General features: G+C 70.6%; 10 protein-coding genes. 5 read left to right on the top strand and 5 right to left on the bottom strand.

Translation table 11 applies throughout. From position 1 onward, the window contains the following. Positions 1-2: 2 nt before the first annotated feature. From drmB to EJ357_RS35380, 3 genes are read right to left on the bottom strand one after another with little or no spacing between them, the layout of a single operon-like run. On the bottom strand, positions 3-1,886 hold the full coding sequence (drmB, locus tag EJ357_RS35390) for a DUF1998 domain-containing protein (RefSeq protein WP_126395752.1): 1,884 nt from the start codon (positions 1,884-1,886) through the stop codon (positions 3-5). Further along, positions 1,883-5,026 (bottom strand): helicase-related protein, encoded by a 3,144-nt coding sequence (locus tag EJ357_RS35385; protein WP_126395751.1) that lies wholly within the window; start codon positions 5,024-5,026, stop codon positions 1,883-1,885. The genes drmB and EJ357_RS35385 overlap by 4 nt, the downstream gene beginning before the upstream one ends. 37 nt (positions 5,027-5,063) lie before the next feature. Then, positions 5,064-6,377: a sigma-70 family RNA polymerase sigma factor gene (locus tag EJ357_RS35380; RefSeq protein ID WP_228472715.1), complete on the bottom strand. Its 1,314-nt coding sequence runs from the start codon at positions 6,375-6,377 to the stop codon at positions 5,064-5,066. 442 nt (positions 6,378-6,819) lie between these two features. Here EJ357_RS35380 and EJ357_RS35375 point away from each other — a divergent pair, with 442 nt between their 5' ends. From EJ357_RS35375 to EJ357_RS35365, 3 genes are read left to right on the top strand one after another with little or no spacing between them, the layout of a single operon-like run. Continuing rightward, positions 6,820-8,643: an AAA family ATPase gene (locus EJ357_RS35375; RefSeq protein WP_126395749.1), complete on the top strand. Its 1,824-nt coding sequence runs from the start codon at positions 6,820-6,822 to the stop codon at positions 8,641-8,643. After that, positions 8,640-9,908 (top strand): McrC family protein, encoded by a 1,269-nt coding sequence (locus EJ357_RS35370; RefSeq protein ID WP_126395748.1) that lies wholly within the window; start codon positions 8,640-8,642, stop codon positions 9,906-9,908. The genes EJ357_RS35375 and EJ357_RS35370 overlap by 4 nt, the downstream gene beginning before the upstream one ends. Continuing rightward, complete coding sequence (locus EJ357_RS35365) at positions 9,908-12,043, top strand: DEAD/DEAH box helicase (RefSeq protein ID WP_126395747.1); 2,136 nt, start codon at positions 9,908-9,910, stop codon at positions 12,041-12,043. The genes EJ357_RS35370 and EJ357_RS35365 overlap by 1 nt, the downstream gene beginning before the upstream one ends. A 20-nt stretch (positions 12,044-12,063) precedes the next feature. Here the strand turns inward: EJ357_RS35365 and EJ357_RS35360 are convergent, their stop codons facing one another. Further along, on the bottom strand, positions 12,064-13,719 hold the full coding sequence (locus EJ357_RS35360; protein ID WP_175647628.1) for an N-6 DNA methylase: 1,656 nt from the start codon (positions 13,717-13,719) through the stop codon (positions 12,064-12,066). 155 nt (positions 13,720-13,874) lie between these two features. On the opposite strand from EJ357_RS35360, the gene EJ357_RS49660 reads away from it, so the two are divergent. Both EJ357_RS49660 and EJ357_RS35355 read left to right on the top strand, forming a co-directional pair. After that, positions 13,875-14,063: a hypothetical protein gene (locus tag EJ357_RS49660; RefSeq protein WP_228472714.1), complete on the top strand. Its 189-nt coding sequence runs from the start codon at positions 13,875-13,877 to the stop codon at positions 14,061-14,063. Between the two features lie 9 nt (positions 14,064-14,072). Beyond that, the gene (locus tag EJ357_RS35355; RefSeq protein ID WP_228472713.1) at positions 14,073-15,632 is read left to right on the top strand and encodes a TIGR04141 family sporadically distributed protein; all 1,560 of its coding nucleotides are present in this window, start codon (positions 14,073-14,075) and stop codon (positions 15,630-15,632) included. Positions 15,633-15,815: 183 nt separating this feature from the next. On the opposite strand, the gene EJ357_RS35350 is transcribed toward EJ357_RS35355, so the two are convergent. Then, positions 15,816-19,553: a CHAT domain-containing protein gene (locus tag EJ357_RS35350; RefSeq protein ID WP_126395745.1), complete on the bottom strand. Its 3,738-nt coding sequence runs from the start codon at positions 19,551-19,553 to the stop codon at positions 15,816-15,818. Between the last annotated feature and the right edge of the window lie 154 nt (positions 19,554-19,707).

The following is a 19,707-nucleotide window of genomic DNA, read 5'->3' as shown; positions in this document are numbered from 1 at the left end:
TGTCATCCCTGGGCGATGGCGGCGGCGGACTCGCGGCTCGCGGTGAGGACGTCGGTGAAGTAGCCGGGCACGCGGGCGGAGCCGACGACCAGGGCGCGGTCGAGCAGGGTGTTGCCGGTCTGGCAGCTGGTCTCGGGCAGCAGGGTGCAGGCGTGGCAGGCGGCCCGGTTGAGATTGCCGAAGCCCTGGCCGGTGTGCTCGGCGCACAGCGGGTCGGCGGAGCACCAGGCGGCGGCCTCCAGCATCCGGATGAGCGTCTCGGCGAAGTGTGGCGCCTCGCCCTGCCGGACCAGGCCGCCGAGGGTGCCTTCCGCGTCACCGGCGGCCGTGTAGATGAGCAGTCCGTGCTGGCCGTACTCGGGGCGGCCGTAGACGCGCTCGCGCAGGCTGGCGGTGGTGTAGCCGGAGTCGAAGGACAGCTGGCGGATGAGGAGATGGGCGACGGTGTGCAGGAGCAGGAAGCGGGGCGAGAGTTCACTGCCCGTCGTCTCGGCGAGCTGTTCGTCGCGGAACGACGCGTCGAGGTCCGTACGGACACCGCGGACGTGGGCGCGTACGCGGGGGTCGTTCTCCCAGGCGGTGAGGCGCTGTTCGTCGAGGGTGAGGACGATGCCCTCGCCGTACACCTCGGTCGCGGGGAGCCAGCGCAGACGGCCGCCGGTGTCGGCGGGGACGAGGGTCCCGCCCGGGGAGTGTCGGCGGAAGCCGGTCAGGGCACGGACCTCGCGGAGGCGGTCGGCCAGGACGACACCGCCGATATGCGCGTCGAGGGTGGCCCAGGGCTCCTCCTTCTCGCCGTCGAGGCCGAGTCCGCTGCGGCGGACCGCGAACTCCTTCGTGGCTTCCGGGAGTTGGGCGGCGTCGAAGGCATACCACTCGTCGCGACTCAGGTCGATCTTTCCCGACTTTCCGGACTCCTGTCGATCGGGGAACGGCGGCGCGGGGGCGCCCGTGGCCTCCGCGACCAGCTGGTCGATGAGGCGGTCAGAGGCGTCGGTGTCCTCCTTGATCATGCCGCGGAAGACGTCGGCCCGGGGCGTGCCGAGCGCGTCGATCAGGTTCGTCCAGTAGCCGTGGTCCAGGACAGCCTCCGCCATGGTCCGTTGGGCACGCGGGGCTTCAGCGGTCTGCGGGATGTCGAGGGCCGAGTAGACGACCGGGTAGTAGACGTTACCGGCGGTGCGCTGCACGTTGTGCACCTGCTGGCCGCAGGAGACCCTCGAATCCCAGTGCTGCCACGGGTTGCGGCCGGAACAGCGTCCACCCTGGGGGCCGAGGACGTCGAGCAGGTCGCGTTCGGCGCCGCAGGGCTTGCCGCCTTCCCTGATTGCCTCGCAGCGCACCGAGAGCGCTTCGAGTCCGGAGGCGCGGTCGGCGACGCGGAAGCTGAGCCGGCGGGCCTTCCAGGCATGCTTCGACTCCGAGCAGGACTCGCGCAGTTCCGGCACGAGCTTGGAGTGGGCCCAGTACCACCAGTCGACGTCGTCGAGGTGCCCGTCCGGGCAGATGCGGACGAACCGCATCGGGGTGAGGCGGGGTGCCGCGGCGCAGGACGTGCAGACGGGCGGCTCGCCCGGCTTCTCGTGCTCGCGCAGAAAGCGGACCATGGCCCGGCAGGAGCCGCAGAACAGCCAGCCGGGGAAGCGCACATAGGGGACGCCGGGGCGATCGGCCTTGTCGTAGCGGTCGTTGAGGGTGTGGGGCGCGGCGAAGAAGCCCTTGACGCCGAGGCGGGTGGCCAGCCGGTCCGAGGAGACGGGGGTCTTGAGGTCCGGCCACCTCTCGATACCGGCGGCGACGAAGGACTCGCCCTGGACGTCGAGTACCGCGCCCACGCCGAACGGCAGCACGGTCTGCGCCTGGCGGACCCGGAGTTTGCGCTTCACTTTCCTGCTCCCGTCACGGTGATCTGGCACTCGCGGTCCACGCTGCGCATCGAGTTGAGGGTCTCCCACAGGCCGTAACGCTGCTCGAAGCCCTTGAGCAGGTTGTGCTGGCCCTTGCCCTGACTGCGGTAGTAGAGGTCCTTCCCCTCGGCCGCGGCGGTGTCGGCCTGCCGGTACCAGTCGTCCAGGAGGTAACCGAGTTCTGTTCGTACGTCGGCGCGTACGGCGTCGGCGTCGGCTCCCGTGGCGCCGCGCTCGGCGGTCGCGGCACGCTCGGCGAGGGTGTCGGCGATCCGCCCTGCCTCTTCCTTGTGGTCGGTGATCCGCCCGGCGCGGTTCTCGGCGGCCAGGCCGAGCCGGTGGCGGACCAGGATGACGAGCGCGGCGTGCAGTGCGCGGCGGCGCGCGGGCAGGGACCAGGGGGTGACGCTGGCGGGTTCGACGTAGCGGTAGAGCGCCCGGTGGTAGTCCATGAAGGTCTCGTAGTGGGACCGGTCGCGCGGGCGCGTGGCGTTGAAGTAGGTGACGACGAGTCCGGGCACGTGATGGCGGCCGACGCGGCTGGTGGCCTGGATGTACTCGGCGGTGGTCTTGGGCTGGCCCTGCATGAGCATGTACGCGAGCCGCTTCACGTCGACGCCGACGGAGAGCATGTTGGTGCACGGCAGGAACGACACAGACCGAGGGTCCGTCCAGGGCTTTTCGAGGCGGTCGAGGAGGACGGGCTGCTCGGCACGCGGCAGGTTGCTGGTCAGCTCCTGTACGTCGCCGTCGCCGAGCGGGCGTACGCCGACGCCCTCGTCAAGTCCCCAGAGCTGGGCGGGGATGTCGTCGCCGGCCGCGGTGACGGTACGGCCGAGTTCGCGCAGGCTGTGGTGGTAGGCGACGAGCGTCCAGTAGTCGTCGCGGTGTTCCTCGGGGAGCTGGTGGACGCCCTGGAGCATGGACGCCGTGGTGGCGACGGCGCCGCGACCCGCGGTGTGGCCCTGCGCCATGACGCCGAGGTAGAGGCGGCCGGGGCGGCCGGTGTCGGGGACGGCGAAGAAGCTGTCGCGGGCGTCGAGCCCGGATGGCGGGAAGAGCTGGACGTCCTGATGGTGCAGCGCGCGGACCTGTTCGGCGGAGCGCCGGATGGTGGCCGTAGCGGCGACGATCTTGGGTGGGCGGCCGTCCGGGCCGGTGCACAGCTCCAGGATGGCCGCCTCGTAGAGGCCGACTGTGGTGCCGAGCGGTCCGGTGAGCAGGTGCAGCTCGTCCTGGATGATCAGGGATGGGGGCCGATGGCCGGTGCCTGCGCCGAAGAGGCGACCGGAGTCGGGCTCCCAGGCGAGCCGGGCGAACTTGTCGACGGTGCCCAGGACGAAGGTGGGCGGATCCTCGTAGAGGTGCTGGTCGACGACGGCGACGGGCAGATGGTCGTGGAAGGCACACTCGTCACGGGTGCAGTGGAAGGCGAACTCGTCCGCCTCGGCGCGGACTCCGTAGTCGGAGCGGACGCTGGACCAGGTGGGAGGCAGGATGCGGGTGCCGCACCACGGGCAGCGGTCGAGAATGAAGACGTCCTCGGGGTGGCTGGCCGCGCGCTGCTCGTCGAAGGCGACCTTGGCCGCCTCGAACTTGTTCGGGGTGGTGGTGTCGCCGACCCACAGGCCGATGGTGATGGGTTCGAGGCCGAGTTCGGGTTCGGTGCGGCGAAGGTGCTCCAGTGCGCAGATCGTGGTGGCGGCGCGCTGAAACTGCTGGGTGGTGAGCAGACTGAGGGTGTAGCGGCTGAGCACGGTGGTCCCACCGCCTTCGCCGCGGATCCGGCGCAGGGCGATGGTGAAGGCGGCCAGGAGCAGATACGCCTCGGTCTTGCCACCACCGGTGGGGAACCAGATCAGGTCGGTGGTCTCGCGGTCACGGTGTCCGGGATCGGCGACGCCGTCGAGGGCAAGGAGGAAGAAGGCGAGCTGGAAAGGGCGCCAGGAGGCGTTGGGGTCGACCGGCGGGTCGAGGGCCACGGGGTCCGCGCGGTGACGCCGCTGACCGGCCTGGTCGGGGGCGGAGCGCCGCATCTGCAGCAGCATGGCGCGCTGGGCGATGCGGAAGGCGTCGAGGAGTTCGGGGCGGTCGAGGTCGCACAGGGTACGCACGCCGGCCTCGATGCGGGTGACCGCCCGGCGGATGCGGTCGAGGATCCGCTCCGCGGCTTCGCGGCCCCAGGGCGGCACCTCGACGGATCGCTGGCCCACGTACCAGGCGTGGTACGAAGCGGCGAACTCAGCGAGCTCCTCGCGGAGTTGGTCCCTGTCGACGGCCGGGTCGGCCAGGTGGGAAATCGTGAGCGCGGGGGCGTCGAGCGGGCCGCCGGCCCGGACGGCGGGCACCTCGGCGCGTGGCAGGGCTTCGCAGGCGAGGAGTTCGACACCGCCGTCCTCGCCGCGGTCCTCGCGGACGGCGCAGCCGTGGCCGACGGCGTGGGTGACGACATGCCGGTACTGGAGGCGCAGTTCGCGTTCCTCGGGATCGCGACTGGCGAGCCGGACGCTGGGATACGGCAGCACGGCGCCCTGGGCGGGGCGGACGCTGAGCCGGCACTGGAACAGCATGTCGTCCCAGGCCGGCGCCTTGTCGTCGGCACCGTTGTGGCGCTTTTCGTTGACCAGGGCCACGGTGATGAGGGTGCCCGCGCCATAGGAGCGCCGGGTCAGCTGGATCTTCGCGCGGCCGTCGAAGACGGGCACCTCCTCCCGGTCGGGGCCGATCGGATGCGTCTCGGGCGTGAGGGGGACGCGCTTCCAGCGCCGGCCGCGCCCGGGTTCGTTGCGCTGCGTCTCGTAGCGGGCGGCGGCACAGCTGACCTCGACGTCCACGGCATCGGTGTAGAAGCTGATGCCGAGGGACGCGGGCAGCCAGCTGTTGGTCTCGGGCACGGGGTCGGCGGCCGGGTCCACGTCGGGGGCGTCCTGCTCGGCGCCGGGTGCCTCCGGATCGTCGGCGGCGAGGTCGAGCCGGCGCCGGCGGTCCGCCTGTTGCGGGTAGAGGGTGCCCATGAGGTACTGCCGGTCCGGCGGCGCGTCGAGCACCTCGTCGTCACCGCCGGCGGGGCCGACGAGCTGGCGGGTGAGGTAGTCGACCAGTTCCTGGCGCGGGTCCATGTGCGGGTTCCTTCGGATCAGTTGGGCTGCGACAGGTTCACTGGTGCGACGGGGTCATCCCGTGGCGGATCAGCTCGCCGCGGAACTTGGCCTTGGCCTTGGATTCGATCTGGCGGATGCGCTCGCGGGTGACGCCGAAGACGACCCCGATGTCCTCCAGGGTGTCCGGCTCGTCGCCGTCGAGTCCGGTGCGCCGGACGAGGACGTGCTGCTCGCGCTCGGAGAGGTGCCCCAGGACGTGCCGCAGGCGTGCCTGAAGCTCCTTGCGGAGCAGCACGATCGGAGGTCCCGGGAGGCGGCTCGGCCCGATGATCAGATCGCGCAGGGCCGTGTCATCCCCGATGATCCGGTCCAGGGAGTCGGTGGGCCGACTGATCCGGCGCACCTCCTCTACCTCGGCGAAGGTGAGGCCGGTCGCGTAGGCCACGTTGTCGACGGTCCGAGGGCGGCCCTCGTTCAGCAGCTTGCGCTCGGCCGCCGCGACCTTGCTGACCCTTTCGTGGATGTACGCGGGCAGCCGGATCATGGTGCCCTCGTCAGCAATGGCACGGGTGATGGACTGCTTGATCCACCACGTCGCGTAGGTCGACAGTTTGAAGCCCTTGGTGGCGTCGAACTTACGGACCGCTCGCATCAGTCCGAGGGTTCCGTGCTGAACGAGGTCCTCGATGTCCAGTCCGCGTCCCTGGTAACCGTGCGCGATCTTCCACACAAGCCGCTGGTTGTGCAGGACGAGGCACTCGTAGGCGCGCCACCGCTCTCCGTCGCAGGGCAGCGCTTTGATCTCCTCCGCCGGGACGTCGCGGCCGAGGCGGTCGGTGCCATCGCGGAGAAGCACGGCGAGGCCGACTTCCTCGTCCGCCGTGAGAATCACCTTGCCCGGGCTCCGACGCCACCGGTCGTCTTCCAGCACGGCCCGGGCCGCGCGGACGGCGTCCACCTGACTGTCGTCCGTGGCAGAAGCAGCGGAACGGGCTGCGCGCTTCTTGCCGGTCGGCGGCTTCGGGGAGGCGGAGGTGGTAGACCCGGGAGTCGTCGAGCGGCCTGCCCGGCCATCGGCAAGCGCCTGGGCGGACGTGCGGGGCGGGCGGGGGCGGGTGATCGGGAAGTCTGCCGTCAGCTCCCGCGCTTCGGAGGGACTGAGCCCGTGGAGCCGTACGACACCGTCGTGGGCGAGCTTGCCGACCGTCCCGTCGGCGTCGGCGTAGCGGGCCAGCATCCGCCGAGCCTGGGCCAGGCGTCCGGCCGCTTCGCTGGGGACGGGCGCGGGTTCGGCTGCGGCCTTCCGCAGTGCCGCCGGCGACAACACCGTCCCTGCGGCTTGCGGGACTGATACGGCGACCAGTTCCATGGCAGAGGTCCGGCACCGTTTTTGGCGCGCGGACTTCACGTGCAGCCCGACAGCGGCGAGCCCATTGCGCAACCTTCGCTGCTGCTCCTCGCTCGTGAGCCCGAGCCGATCCGCCTCCAAGGCGAAGGCCCGATGACTCACGAGGCCCGAACGAGACGCGGAACGTCTCAGCCTCTCAATGACCGACGGCAACTCCGCCTCGATCGTGCGCCGTCTGGCCTCAGCCGTCGGCTCCCCACCCATAGTGCCCCCCACTTGAGCGTTCGAGCACCCGGACTTCCGGCGAAGGGTCGGCCGGGCGCGACCAACACTTTAGAACCGATGCGTTTACACCGTCAACACGTTTCACTGATTTGTTTACACACCTACAGGGTCACTTGACGGCGTCAACAGGTAGGGTGGGTACGTCGGCCCAGGCCTCGCGACTCCCGGAAGGTCACCCGTGCCCCAACCCGAACTCCTCCCCGGCACTCCCGAGTTCCGCATCAAACTGCCCAAGGGCGGTGAGGCGCGCGGACATCTCCTCGCCGAGTTCGGCGGCAACGGCACCCACAAGTTCCTTCTGCGGGAGGGTTCCCTGGTGGCCGCCGAGGCCTGGCCCGGTCTCGGCGACCATGCCCGCCGCAACCGCGCGGAGCTGCGCGCGAGCGGCGGCCTCGTCGACGCGCCTGCCGATCCCAGCTTGCCGCAGGCGGAGCGCCGTTGGGTGGCGATTCGGGACATCGAGTGCAACTCATCCTCGGCCGCGGCCGCGCTCGTGTACGGCTACGACGCCTCCGGCCCCGAGTCCTGGCGCACCGCGGAGGGCCACCCGCTCGCCGACTATCTGTCCACCGGCTGGCGTGCCCCGCGCAAGGCGTGGCTGGTGCGCGGCTCCAATGTCTCCGGGCACAACCTGGTGCGGCAGCTGTGGCTGACGGAGGGTTTCGTCTCTCTCGCGGCCGCGCATCTGCCGCCCCTGGAGGAGACCGACCCGACCAAGAGCGCGCTGCGCCGCTTCGTGGAGGAGGGGTACGAGGGGGCTGCCTCGTACAACCAGAAACGGAGCCTCGTCGACGAACTGCACGCCTTCCTGACGCAGATGCGCATCGGCGACACCGTCGCCACCATCGGCGACGGATGGCTGCACATCGGGCGGATCACCGGGGATGCCGTGCAGACCTCGTCGCCGGGCGGGCTGTCCAATCTGCGAAGGACCGTCGCCTGGATGCCGCAGAGCCATGCGTACGAGGAGCTGCCGGAGGAGGTCCAGCAGAAGCTGTCCGTCCAGCACGATGTCGTCGATCTGACCGGTGTGCTGGACGCGCTCGACGGGCTCACGGGGCAGACGGACCCCACGACCCCGGCGGCAACGGGCGACACCGGCGAGCACCGCCCCGTGGAACGACCGGCGCAACGCGAGCTGTCGCTGCCGCACATCACCGAGGAACTCGCCACCGATCTCCTCGTCCACGATGGCGCCTGGTTGGAGGAGATGCGCGAACTCCTCATCGATGAGCGGCAGTTGGTGCTCTACGGCCCCCCGGGCACCGGTAAGACCTATCTGGCGATGAAACTCGCCGAATACTTCGGTGGCGGTCCGGAGCAGGTCAAGATCGTGCAGTTCCATCCCTCGTACGCCTACGAGGACTTCTTCGAGGGGTTCCGGCCCGTGGAGGACCCCGAGACCCGGGAGGTGGCCTTCCGGCTGACGGCGGGCCCGCTCCGGGAGCTCGCCGATCTCGCCTCCCGCGAGGGCAACCGGCACATCCCGCACTTCCTGATCATCGACGAGATCAACCGTGCCAATCTGGCGAAGGTCTTCGGCGAGCTGTACTTCCTTCTGGAGTACCGGACGCGGTCGGTCCGTCTGACCTACTCCGGGGACGACTTCGCGCTGCCGCCCAACCTCTTCGTGATCGGCACGATGAACACCGCCGACCGTTCGATCGCCCTTGTGGACGCGGCGATGCGGCGCCGCTTCGCGTTCGTGGAGCTGTCCCCGCGCACCGAACCGACCGCCGGCCTGCTCGCGCGCTGGCTGAAGCGAGAGGGCAAGGACGTGGAGCCCGCCCGCCTTCTCGACGCCCTCAACGCCCGTATCGACGACGCCGACTTCGCCATCGGGCCGTCGTACCTGATGAAGCCGGGCGTGTACCGCGACGGCGGACTCGAACGGACCTGGCGCACGAAGATCCTTCCGTTGCTGGAGGAACACCACTACGGCGAGGGCCTCGACGTCACCGCACGCTACGGCCTCGACTCGCTGCGCGAGCAGCACCCGTGACCGTGTCCGCGACCGTGCCCGTGGCCGAGGTGTCGCTGCGCGAGTACGGGCCCGCCGTCTCCGTCCCCCTGGGCGCCGAAGCCGGACAGGCCCTGGCCGCCTCCGGCATCCTCCAGAGCGCGACCCCCGACCCCCACCGGAACGGGCACTGGCTGCTGCGGGCGGGCAGCCGAGTCGGCGCCGTGCGCATGCCTGGAGGTCCGGTCGTACGGATCATGCCCAAGACCTCGGTGAGCCGGCTGTTCTTCCTCCTCGGGTTCAGCATCGACCCGGCCCGCGCCTGGCGCGACAGCCGGGAAGGCACCATCGACACCGGCGCGTACGACGACGTCGTCCCCGCACTCGCACACGCCGTGGAGCGGCAAATCGACGGGGCACTGCGCCAGGGTGTTCTCCAGGGTTACCGGGAAGTGGAGGAGACCGCGCTGGTCGTGCGCGGCAGGCTGCGGGAGGCCGAGCAGATCCGGCGGCACTTCGGCCGTACTCCGCCCGTGGAGATCGCCTACGACGCGTACACCGCCGACACCGCCGAGAACCGCCTCCTGCGCGCCGCCACCGAGCGGTTGCTGCGGCTGCCCGACGTTCCCGGTCCCGTCCGGCGGCGCCTCGCTCACCAGCGCGTACGCCTGGCCGACGCACTGCCACTGATACGAGGGCAGGAACTGCCGCGTTGGCAGCCGTCACGCCTCAACTCCCGCTACCAGCCCGCGCTGCGGCTCGCCGAAGCCGTCCTGCGCGGAACCTCGCCCGAGCACCGGCCGGCCGAGGCCGACCCGCTCGCCATGGACGGCTTCCTGCTCGACATGAACAAGCTGTTCGAGGACTTCGTGACCGTCGCCCTGCGCGAGGCGGTCAGGGAGCACGGCCTGACCGCGCGCCTCCAGGACTCCCATCACCTCGACATCGCGGGTCTCGTGGGCATGCGTCCCGACCTGGTCGTCCGCACCGGTGACGGCCGTACTCCGCTCGCGGTCGTCGATGCCAAGTACAAGGTCGACAAGGCCGATGGACTGCACAACGCCGACCTGTACCAGGCGCTCGCGTACGCCACCGTGCTCGGTCTGCGCGAGGCGCACCTGGTGTACGCGGCCGGACGGCAGCCCGAGCGCTTCCACGAGGTGCGAGGAACGGCGGCGGGGCCGGACGGACGGGGAGTGCGGCTTTTCCAGCACAGCCTCGATCTCTCTCGCGAACCAGAACAACTCCTCATATCTTTCCGAGAGATCGCCGGACAACTGGCGTCCGGGAGAAGGGAAGTGATCTGATGCCCCGGCTCGCCTTCGCCCAGAGCTTCTGGGACGGCTATGACACCTTGGAGAAGCCGGTCCGGGCCGGGGTGCGCAAGGCCATGGCGAAATTCCAGGCCATGAGCGCCGCCGAACTCAACGCGGACAAGGGGCTGCATCTGGAGTCCGTCCACAACGCCCGTGACCCGCGGATGCGCACCATTCGCATCACCGACTTCTGGCGCGGGGTGGTTCTCGCCCCCGACGACGGCAGCGACATGTTCCTCCTCGTCAACGTCCTGCCGCACGACGACGCCTATACCTGGGCGGCGAAGCGTCTGTACAGCGCGAACTCCGCGACACGGGCCCTGGAGGTGCGCAACGCCGTCGCCCTGGACGAGCTGACACCCCTGTACGAGACGGCCGCACGCACGGCTCCCCGGCTGCTGTTCGCGGACGTCTCCGACGGCACACTGCGCGAACTCGGCATCGACGACCAAGTCCTGCGCGCCGCGCGTTCACTGGTGGACAAGGCTCAACTGGAGGCTTTCTCCACTCTGCTGCCGGAGGATCAGCTGGAGGTGCTCCAGTATCTCGCCGAGGGCTTCAGCCCGGAGGAGGTCTACCGGGACGTCGTGGCGGTACGTCGCCCCGCCGACGCGCCCGCCGAACCGGTCGAGGACCTGGCCACGGTGATCACGAACACGTCCGCCCGCATCCGACTGGTCACCGGGCCGCGGGAGTTGGAGGAGATGCTGGCGAAGCCGTTCGCGGCCTGGCGCGTCTTCCTCCACCCCTCCCAGCGGCGCGTCGCCTACCGCACCTCGTACGGCGGTCCCGTCCAGGTCACCGGCGGACCCGGTACGGGCAAGACCGTGGCTGCCCTGCACCGGGTCAAGCATCTGCTCGGCCGCTCCGAGAACGGCCGCATCCTGCTCACCACGTACACGAACGCGCTCGCCGCCGGACTGCGCGAGATGCTCGGCCTGCTCCTCGACGAGGACGAGAAGCTGCTGGCGCGGGTCGATGTGACGACGGTCGACGCCTGTGCGAACGGCGTCGTGCGCGCGCACTCGGCGGCCGTGCCCAAACCGATCGGGGACCGGGAACAGCGGCAGTTGTGGGAGAAGGCGGTCAGGCAACTCGATCTGGCGTTCACCGCCCAGTTCCTGGCCCAGGAGTACCGGCACGTCGTTCTCGGCCAGAACCTCCGCGATCTCGACGCCTACCTCGGCGCGAGCCGCCGCGGCCGCGGCACCGGTCTCGGTCCCGCGCGCCGGCGGGAGGTGTGGAGCGGCGTGGAGCGGTTCGAACAGTTGCTGCGCGACCGCGGCGAGACCACGCACCTGCGCATCTGCGCCCGCGCGGCGGAGCTCCTGGCCGACGCGCCGGCTCCGTACTCGCATGTCGTCGTCGACGAGGCACAAGACCTGCATCCCGCGCAGTGGCGGGTGCTGCGCGCCGCCGTCTCCCCCGGCCCCGACGACCTGTTCGTCACCGGCGACCCGCATCAGCGGATCTACGACTCCCGGGTGTCGCTGGGCTCGTTGGGCATCGCCACAGTCGGCCGCAGCTTCCGGCTGCGCGTCAACTACCGCTCCACGGAGGAGATCCTCGCCTGGTCGGCCCGCCTCCTCGCACCTGTCACCATCGACGCGCTCGAGGGCGAGGGAACGGACTCGCTGGCCGGCTACCGTTCCCTGCTCCACGGCAGCCGCCCGCGGGTGCGGGAATACGCCACCCGGCAGGAGGAGACCGACGCGCTGGTGGAGCGGGTCCGAACCCTGCTCGCCGAGGGCCTCGCGCCGCACGAGATCGGTGTGTGCGCACGCTTCAACCTCGCCCTGGACACGGCCGAGGAGAAACTGAAGGCCGCTGGCATCCCGGTGCTACGGGTCAAAGGGCAGGTCGCGCAGGGGTCCGAAGGAGTGCGGCTGGCGACGATGCACGCGATGAAGGGGCTGGAGTTCCGGGCGGTGTCCGTGCTCGGTGTCGCCGAGGGCACCGTCCCGTTCGCCCGTGAGATCACCCCGCGTGAGGCCGACCCGCTCCAGCACGATGCCGACCTGCTCCGCGAGCGCTGTCTGCTCTTCGTCGCCTGCACGCGCGCTCGCGAAATCCTGAGTGTCACCTGGAGCGGGACCGCGAGCCCGTTCCTTCCGCCCGTCGTCTGATCGGCCGCCCGGCTCGGTCCTCATTCCTCCGGCGTCAGGGCGCCCGTTGCGAGACCGTCACGGGCGACCTCGGCGAGCTGCCGGCTCAGCTCGTCGACCTTGCGCATTCCCTCCTCGAACGCGGACAGGGCCCGGAAGGCAGAGCCGTACCGACGCTGCTCGTCGATGCCCATGCGGGGAATGCGTGAACCCCTGCCGTCAAAGCGGTAGGTGCCGCTCGCGCTCGTGGCCCTGCGGGTGTTGGCGGAGCTGCGCAGGAACCCCTGCAGATAGTCCGTGTCGAGCTGCTCGCTGGCCGAGACCGGCTCCGGACCGTCGTACGCCACGAGCCCCGCACGGGCGAGATCCGCGACGCTGGTGGTGGCCCCGTCCAGCGAGCCCGGCCCGCCGCCCGTCGCCAGCTCGGGCAGGAGGACGGCGAGTCGACGGATCTGGTCCTCCAGTTCCTTGCGCAAGGCGGCGTACTCGCCGGGGTAATCGCGGTGCCGGGAACGGAGATGGCTCGCCGGTGTCAGGTCGACGGTGTCGTCGAGGAGTTCGATCAGCGGTACGTCGGCAACCTGGTCGGGGCGTGGTTCCAGGTCCCCGTCGGGGCTGTTGTCCGTCAGGTCGACCATGCGCACGGTGTGCTGTGTGTCCGCCCCTCCCGGGCTCTCAGGGCGCTGCAGACACCACAGATGGACAGGCAGGGCGTGCGAGGTCGCCGTACCCGGTGGCAGGGCGATCACTTGGCGCACGATGCCCCGGCGTACGAGTTCCGCTCGGATGCGGCGGCCTGCCTTGCGGTAGGCGACCGATGCCGGCATGACCATGAGGACCTGGCCGCCGGCCACGGTGTGGGCGTAGGCGTGCTGGAGCCACGCGAGCTCGCCTTCGGCCTTGGACGGGGTGCCGAGGTCCCAGCGGGAGTCGAGCAGCAGTTCCTCCCGCCCCCACTCGGTCACGCCGGCCGGAGGGTCGCAGACGACCAATTCCGCCTTGAGGTCCTGCCATTCATCCGAGCGCAGGGAATCACCAGCCACGATGCGCACGCCCGATCGGCCCAGAAGATCGGCGCGGAGCTGTGCGAAGCGAGCGCTGTCGGTATCCAGCTCCTGGCCACGGCAGAGAATCTGGGCTTCCGAAGCCACGGACAGGAGCAGCACCCCAATTCCACAGGCCGGATCGAAGACCGTGGCGTCGGCCGGCAGCTCGGGAGCGAAGTGGCACACGGCACGCACCACACGCTCGGAAGTCACCTGGTCGGACCCCGCGCGCCGAGCGGAGTCCATGAACCGTTCGGTCAGTCCGTTCACGAGGTCGACGGGCGAGCCGGTTCGGGCGAGCTCGCGTACCCGGGCGGCGACGTCGTCCGGCAGCTCCGGTCCGGCCCGGTCGGCCAGCGCCGCGGCGACCTGCGCCAGGCCCGCGACCATCTGCTCGCCGAAAGCGGCCCTCATGGCCTGCCACAACTCGACCTCGGGTGACACCTCCTGGCCTTTGCGTTGCGCGTCCAGCCATTCCTGGACCTCCGTGAGCGCATAGAGCGGACTGTTCGCGGCCCCTCCCGCCGGCGCGGGGAAGTCCTCGTAGCGCCGACGCCAGTTGGAGACAGCGGCCCGAGTGACTCCGGCCAGCCGGGCGATCTCGGCGCCGGTGACCAGTGGGCCGACCGATGAAGCGGCATTGTCCGTCATAGCCCCAGCGTACACGGAGCGTGAAACATTTTCCACAGTTGAGTCCGTTGACAACGTACACGGATCAATGTCACTCTCACTCGTGTACTTGGTTCATCCCTGAACCAGCACGCCGCAGAGCGTGCCCCAGCCACAGCTGTCCCCGGAGGCACCCCTTGGCACCGAACACCGCAGTACGCACCGTCTACCGGCTGTCCGACGTCGCTCCCACCACGGAAGCCATGCTGTACGCCCTTGACCTCGAACTTCTGGACAGGCTCGGTGCCGATCCGCATTTACCGGAGGCGCTCGGGGTCCCGGCCGTGTACATCACCTGCGGGATGGAGCGCACCGAGGCCCCTTGATGCGAACCCATGTCGCGGAGCACCGGCATCACGGTCAGCGAGAGTGTCCGGCGCACCGCTGCGGTGCTTCTGCTCGCCGTCGACGACACGGTGTACGCCATCGGCTGTGACCAGGGGTACCGGCTGATCCCCGACCACCTCAAGGACAAGCGCTTCGGTCTCTCGTTCGCCATCCGACAGATGGACCCGAGCATGATCCGCGGAGCCGTATCGAGGTCTCTCGGGCAAGCACGCACGGACATCTCCTTGGTTCCGGGCGGCGCCCCGGTCCCACTGCTGGGCATACGTGACCACTCGCGCATCGTGCGCAGCCTGGGCGGATACCTCGACGACCTGCCGCTCACCCGGTCGCGCTACACGCGCGGAAAGGCCGTGAGTGCCCAGGGCGGGTGCGGACTGAGGATCGCCCTCGGAGTCGAGCCCGAGGCCCTGCTCTCCGACCTGCGGACCATCACCAGAATCTGCCGCGAAGACATCCCGCACCAGGAGCTGGAGTTCGTCGACCACATCGTCCCGGTCAGCGCTCCGACGACCCTCGACGCCCTGGACGAGGCCCTGGACAACCGTCTCGGCCGGCCCGCCGACGGAAGCATCTCCGCCTGTGTCCCCTCCGAACATCACCTGGCATACACCGAGGCCACCACGTACATGACGCAGATCAACAGCAGCAACGGCGCCCTGCGCTCCGACGACTTCGACCTCGGATACATACTCACTCGGGCCCGCCTCGCACAGCCTGGGCAACGCCTCAAGGCGCTGCGCGAGGGAACCGTGACGCTTGCCCGGGACCGGCGGGCGGGGGCCGCCGACTCGCTCGCCGTCACCAGCGCGCTGACGTGGTTGGAGACCGGCGTCTCGCTCGGCTCCAGACGGTTCTTCCTGATGGACGGTGAGTGGTACGAGGCCGGGGCCGCCTATGTCGAAGAGTGCCAGGCGGCCGTGCGGGCGCTGTTCTCGCCTTCGCCCTCCGTCTCCCTTCCCGCCTGGGCGGTCGGCGAGTCGGAGAACGCCTACAACAACAGGGTGGCTGACGACCGGCCCAACTGGCTCTGCCTCGACACCAAGAACGTCGCCAACCCTCTCCGGCCCAGGGACCAGGTCGAGATCTGCGATCTACTCATGCCCGACGGCACTCTGATCCTCGTCAAGCGCGCAGGCGGTTCCGGTCCGCTGAGTCACCTGTTCAGCCAGGCCAGGGTGGCGGTGGAACTTCTCCAGGAGTCCGCCCAGGTCCGCGCGGACTTCACCGCGAAGGTGGCCAGGCTGAGCGGCGGCGCACGCCTGCTTCCGAATGACTACACGCCCAAGCGGATCGTCCTTGCGATGCTCCTCAAGAAGCGCGGGAGCCTGACCCCGGATTCCGTCTTCGGGTTCTCCCAGATCACCATCGCCCAGACCTCGAAGGCCCTGGCAGCACGAGGGGTGACTGTCCAGATCGTCGGCATTCCGCAAAGGGGCGCTGACACACTTTCCCCACCTTTGTGCGACGTGGGAATGCGTGCGCGGTCCCCGGCTGAGTCTCCCGGAAACCACACCTCCGCACTCCAGAGTCAACTATTCACATCGTGACCAACTGTCGCGGGACACCGATCCTCGAAACACCCTGTCAGAAGCAGGATCCTGCGGGGACATTGCTGGGACTTCCGGGCTTGTGCCCCTTCGGACACCTGAGTCGCGGATGCCGCCGTGGCCCAGCCGCGGCAAGGATGCCCAACGGGGCACCACTACCGCTCGAGGCGGCGGATCCGCGCCTCAACCCGTCGCCGTCGACGCCGGGTTGCCCTGGTGGGTGAAGGCGGCCCAATGATGAACGCGGTGGAGGTCGGGGCGGGTGGCCTCGCGGCGGAGGGGGCCGGCGAGGGTGGGCGGGAGTTCTCGGTGCGGGTTGAGCATCCACAACTGGGCGGCCCGCAGGGCGTCGGGCGGGGCCAGTCCGCCGGCGGTGAGGTGGTGGTGGAAGACGGCCATCATCACGGCCGTCGGGCCGTCCCGCACCGCCCAGCGGGACCCCACGACATCGGCGGCACCGCCCGCGACCAACACGGTGGCGAGGGTCAGCGCCTCGTCGTGGTGGCGCGTGCTCAGGTCGGTCTCGCAGGCGCTGAGCACCACCAGTGGGCCGGCGTCCGGCCGTCGACCGGCGGCGCCGTCGAGGATGTCGGCCACGGTGAGCCGGCCGGCGTCCGGGCCCGCGCCGGGCGGGGCGGCCAGCCACAGCGCGGAGCCGGTGGGACGCGGCGCGGCAAGAGCGTGGCAGGACAGGTGCACCACGGACGCCGGTGACGCGCCTCCGGGCAGGACGGCGAGCAGGTCCGCCGGTGTGCCCTCGGCATCGGGTACCACGTCGGTGGTGATGAACTCGCCGTACCGGAGCGCGTCGGGGTAGCACCCGGCCCGCAGCGCGGCCGCCTCCATCTCGGCCCACGGGAGGGTCAGTTGCGGGTCGGCGACGAGCACCTGCCGCCCGGAGGCAGGAGGCATCCGTCGCCGGGCGGCGGCGGCCAGGAACTGGGTGCCGGACGGGGCGTAGCTGAGTACGGCTTCCTGGCAGGCGTACCGGTGTCCGTGCGCGCCGAGACCCCGGATGCGCGCGGCGTGCCACGGGACGACGCCGAGCGGGCCGCACGGCACCAGCACGATCCTCGGTGGCGGGGCCGGCGGTCCCGGGGCCGCGAGCAACGGGTGTACGGCCGAGAGCACCGGGCCCATCACCGCCTTCCAGGCCCACTCGCACAGCTCTTGCAACGCGACCTGCCAATCCGCATCGTAGGCGGCCTTCCAGGATGCGTGCATGTGCGGGTCTGCGAGCGCCCGGGAGCGTTCCGCCGCGGCGTCGAGGTAGCGCTCCAGTGGCTCGCTGCCCGGGGTGGTCAGCTCCGGCAGGGGAAGGAAGGTGGGGCGATCGGCACCGGGGCGCAGGATCAGCGCGTAGCCGGGCATCGAGCCATCGGCGACGGGCGCCCCGGGCACCAGGTAGACCAGCGCTTCGGTGCCCGTGGCGGCGAGGCCGGCCGTCAGTTGGGCCACTTCGGCGGCGCCCACCAGATGCCGGATGCCCGGGCTCTCCCCGGCACCGGGGCGGACGCCCAGCGCGGCCAGCGCCCTGCGCCGCAGTCCGCTGGGGATCGACGGGCCGGATGCCGTCGGGGGCGATGCGCCTTCGGCTGTCGGCCGCAGCGGGTCCGTCGGCACCTGCGCGCGCCACTGCCGGGCCAGTTGGGGGTGGCCGGCGGCGTCGAGGAGCTCGGGGATGCTCAGAGAGGCGAAGGCGGCCTGGAGCACCAGAGCCCGCCCTCTCTCCAGATCGGCCACCGCGTCGGCCGGTCGACCCGTGCGGTAGTCGGCGAGCGCCAGCCGCCGCGCGAGCATGCTGCCGTTCAGGGCCGCCGACAGACCGTGGTCGGCGCCGAGTTGGAGAAGGACGTCGGCGGCCAGCTCGGCCAGCGCCTCGCGGGTGATCTCCACAAATGCCCGCATGTCGGCGTCGGGACGCGGGCCGCGCCGGGCGGCGCGGATGACGTGTGCTTCGGCAAGATTCGTCAGGATGTCCACGCGCTGTGCCACGCCACGTCCCTCGGCGATCAGCGCGCGGACGCGGGTCAGCTCGGTGATGGCCTCGTCGAGCAGTGCCGGGTCCTCGTCACCCCCCACTACGGCGACAAGCAGCCGCAGGCCGAGGTAGGAGCGCCGGTCGTACTCGTGCTCGTAGTGCGCCTCCGGTTCGGTGAGCTTCCGGCGCAACTCGGCGACTTCGCGGTCCAGGGACGCCCGCTCGGCGACGGGGTCTGCCGTGCCGACCGGTCCCGGCGCTTCGGGCGCCTCGGGCGCCTGACGCCCGGTGGCCCGCTCCCCATCCGCGCGCAGCTCTTCGAGTCGGCTCAGCCGCTCCGTCAGCCTCTCGCGTGCGGCGCTGTCCGCCGGGAGGGTGGCGTGCAGCGCGCGTAGCTTGTCGATCAGATGCGGGAGCGCCTCATGGTTTTCGGTGCGCCGTGCGTGCCGCAGTTCGCCGTCGGCGGCGGAGAGCGCGAGGTCGAGGACCAGCGGTGCGTCGAGCGGCAGTGTGCCGTCATTCTGCAGGGCGGCGCCCAGCTCTCGCATGGCGGCCAGGGAGAAGTCGGCGTCGTGGTGGCTGCCGCCGCGCGAGGCGGCCTGCTCGAGGACGTCGGTGAGCTCCACCCGTAGAGCCAGAGCCCACCAGGAGTCCGCTGCGCTCGCGTCCGGCGCCTCACCGAGCAGGGTGGCGGCGTCCTCCAGATAGCCGTGGTCGCCGGTTCGGCGGGCCAGGAGCCGGTCGTACGAGGCCGCCATGCGTCGCTCGCGCATGCCGAGGTGGGCGACGAAGTCCCGTAGGTAGTTGTCGAGATGGGGAACCAGACCCGGCTCCACGGGGCAACTGATCGGCCAGTCGTCGAGGCGGTTGCCGCCGTCGTCCGGTTCCGACGTGGGTCGCCGTACCGTGCCGAAGTCGACCGATCCGGGCTCCAGGAGTTCCGCCGTGGCAAGCAGGTAGGCGTGGAGCCTGGCGACCCTGGCTCCCTCGGGTGCGTCCGGCGGCAGGGCACACAGCGCCTCCAGAGCCAGGTCGGCGCCGCGCCGAATGCCTTCTGCGCCGGCTGCCCCACAAAGCGAGGCCTGACGCAGCAGCACTTCGGCTTCCGGGTCCGCCATGTACAGCGAGCGAGCGGTCGGTCTGCCGGCCCCGGACTGCAACTCGACCGTCAGCCAGACCAGCACGCGGGTGAACTGCGGCGTACTGCGTGCGCCGGCCAGGGCCAGCAGACCACGGACGGTTTCGAGGAGCACGGCGTGGGCGTCATCGGGGGAGTGGGCCTCGTCGGAGACAGGCGCTTCATCGGAGACAGGCGCTTCATCAGGGACAGGCGACGCGGAGCCTGAGCCGAGCATCCGCTCGATGTCCCCTTTGAGCCTCGCGGTCTGCTGCTGGATCTCCGGCGGGAGCGAGGCCCCGGCGATGCGGTCGACCACGTCCTTGGCCTCGGTGAGGTCCCGGCGCAGCGTTTCGGTCAGCACCCGCCGGTCGGCGACTGCGAACAGCGCCTCCCCGAGAGCGGTGCGCCTGCCGTCGGGGCGAGGCAGAGCCCAGGGCGCGAGCAGGAAGACCAGCATCATGCGGGCCTGTACCACGATCAGGTCCGTCGGCGGGCCGTTGCGGTCCGCCCACCGCAATCGCCGTAGCGCTTGCGCCCGCTCCTCGGAACCGGACGACGCGCCCTCGCGCCTGGTGAGGCTGTGCGCGGCGAACATGATGCCCAGGACCACGAAGACGATGTGGGAGAGATTCACCTCGTCCTTCTCCGCCAACGCGGCCTCGATACGGGTCAGCCGCCCGATCACCGGCTCCAGTGCCTCGACGGGTGGCCAGCCGTCCGGGTGGTCCAACAGCCGTCGGGCCTCCCCAAGAGCGTCGAACGCCTCCTCCCGCACCGCCGCCGACCCGGCGTCGTCGTCCCGTCGAACCTCGCTGACCACCGGCTCCCCCCGATACGTCTGCCTCGTTCCGTTTCCCCGAGAACTGCCCCACGCCCGCTCGCCGCGTGCGTCGGCAGACTCTCTCAACGTGCCTGTGGTTGCGGTGGTTCCGGGTTGTCCGGGCCGATCCGCATCACGCACCGCACCGCACCAC

Source organism: Streptomyces cyaneochromogenes, from assembly GCF_003963535.1.
Lineage (GTDB): Bacteria > Actinomycetota > Actinomycetes > Streptomycetales > Streptomycetaceae > Streptomyces > Streptomyces shaanxiensis.
Note: the sequence above shows the minus strand (reverse complement) of the source record. Positions and strands in the feature narration are given on the sequence as shown.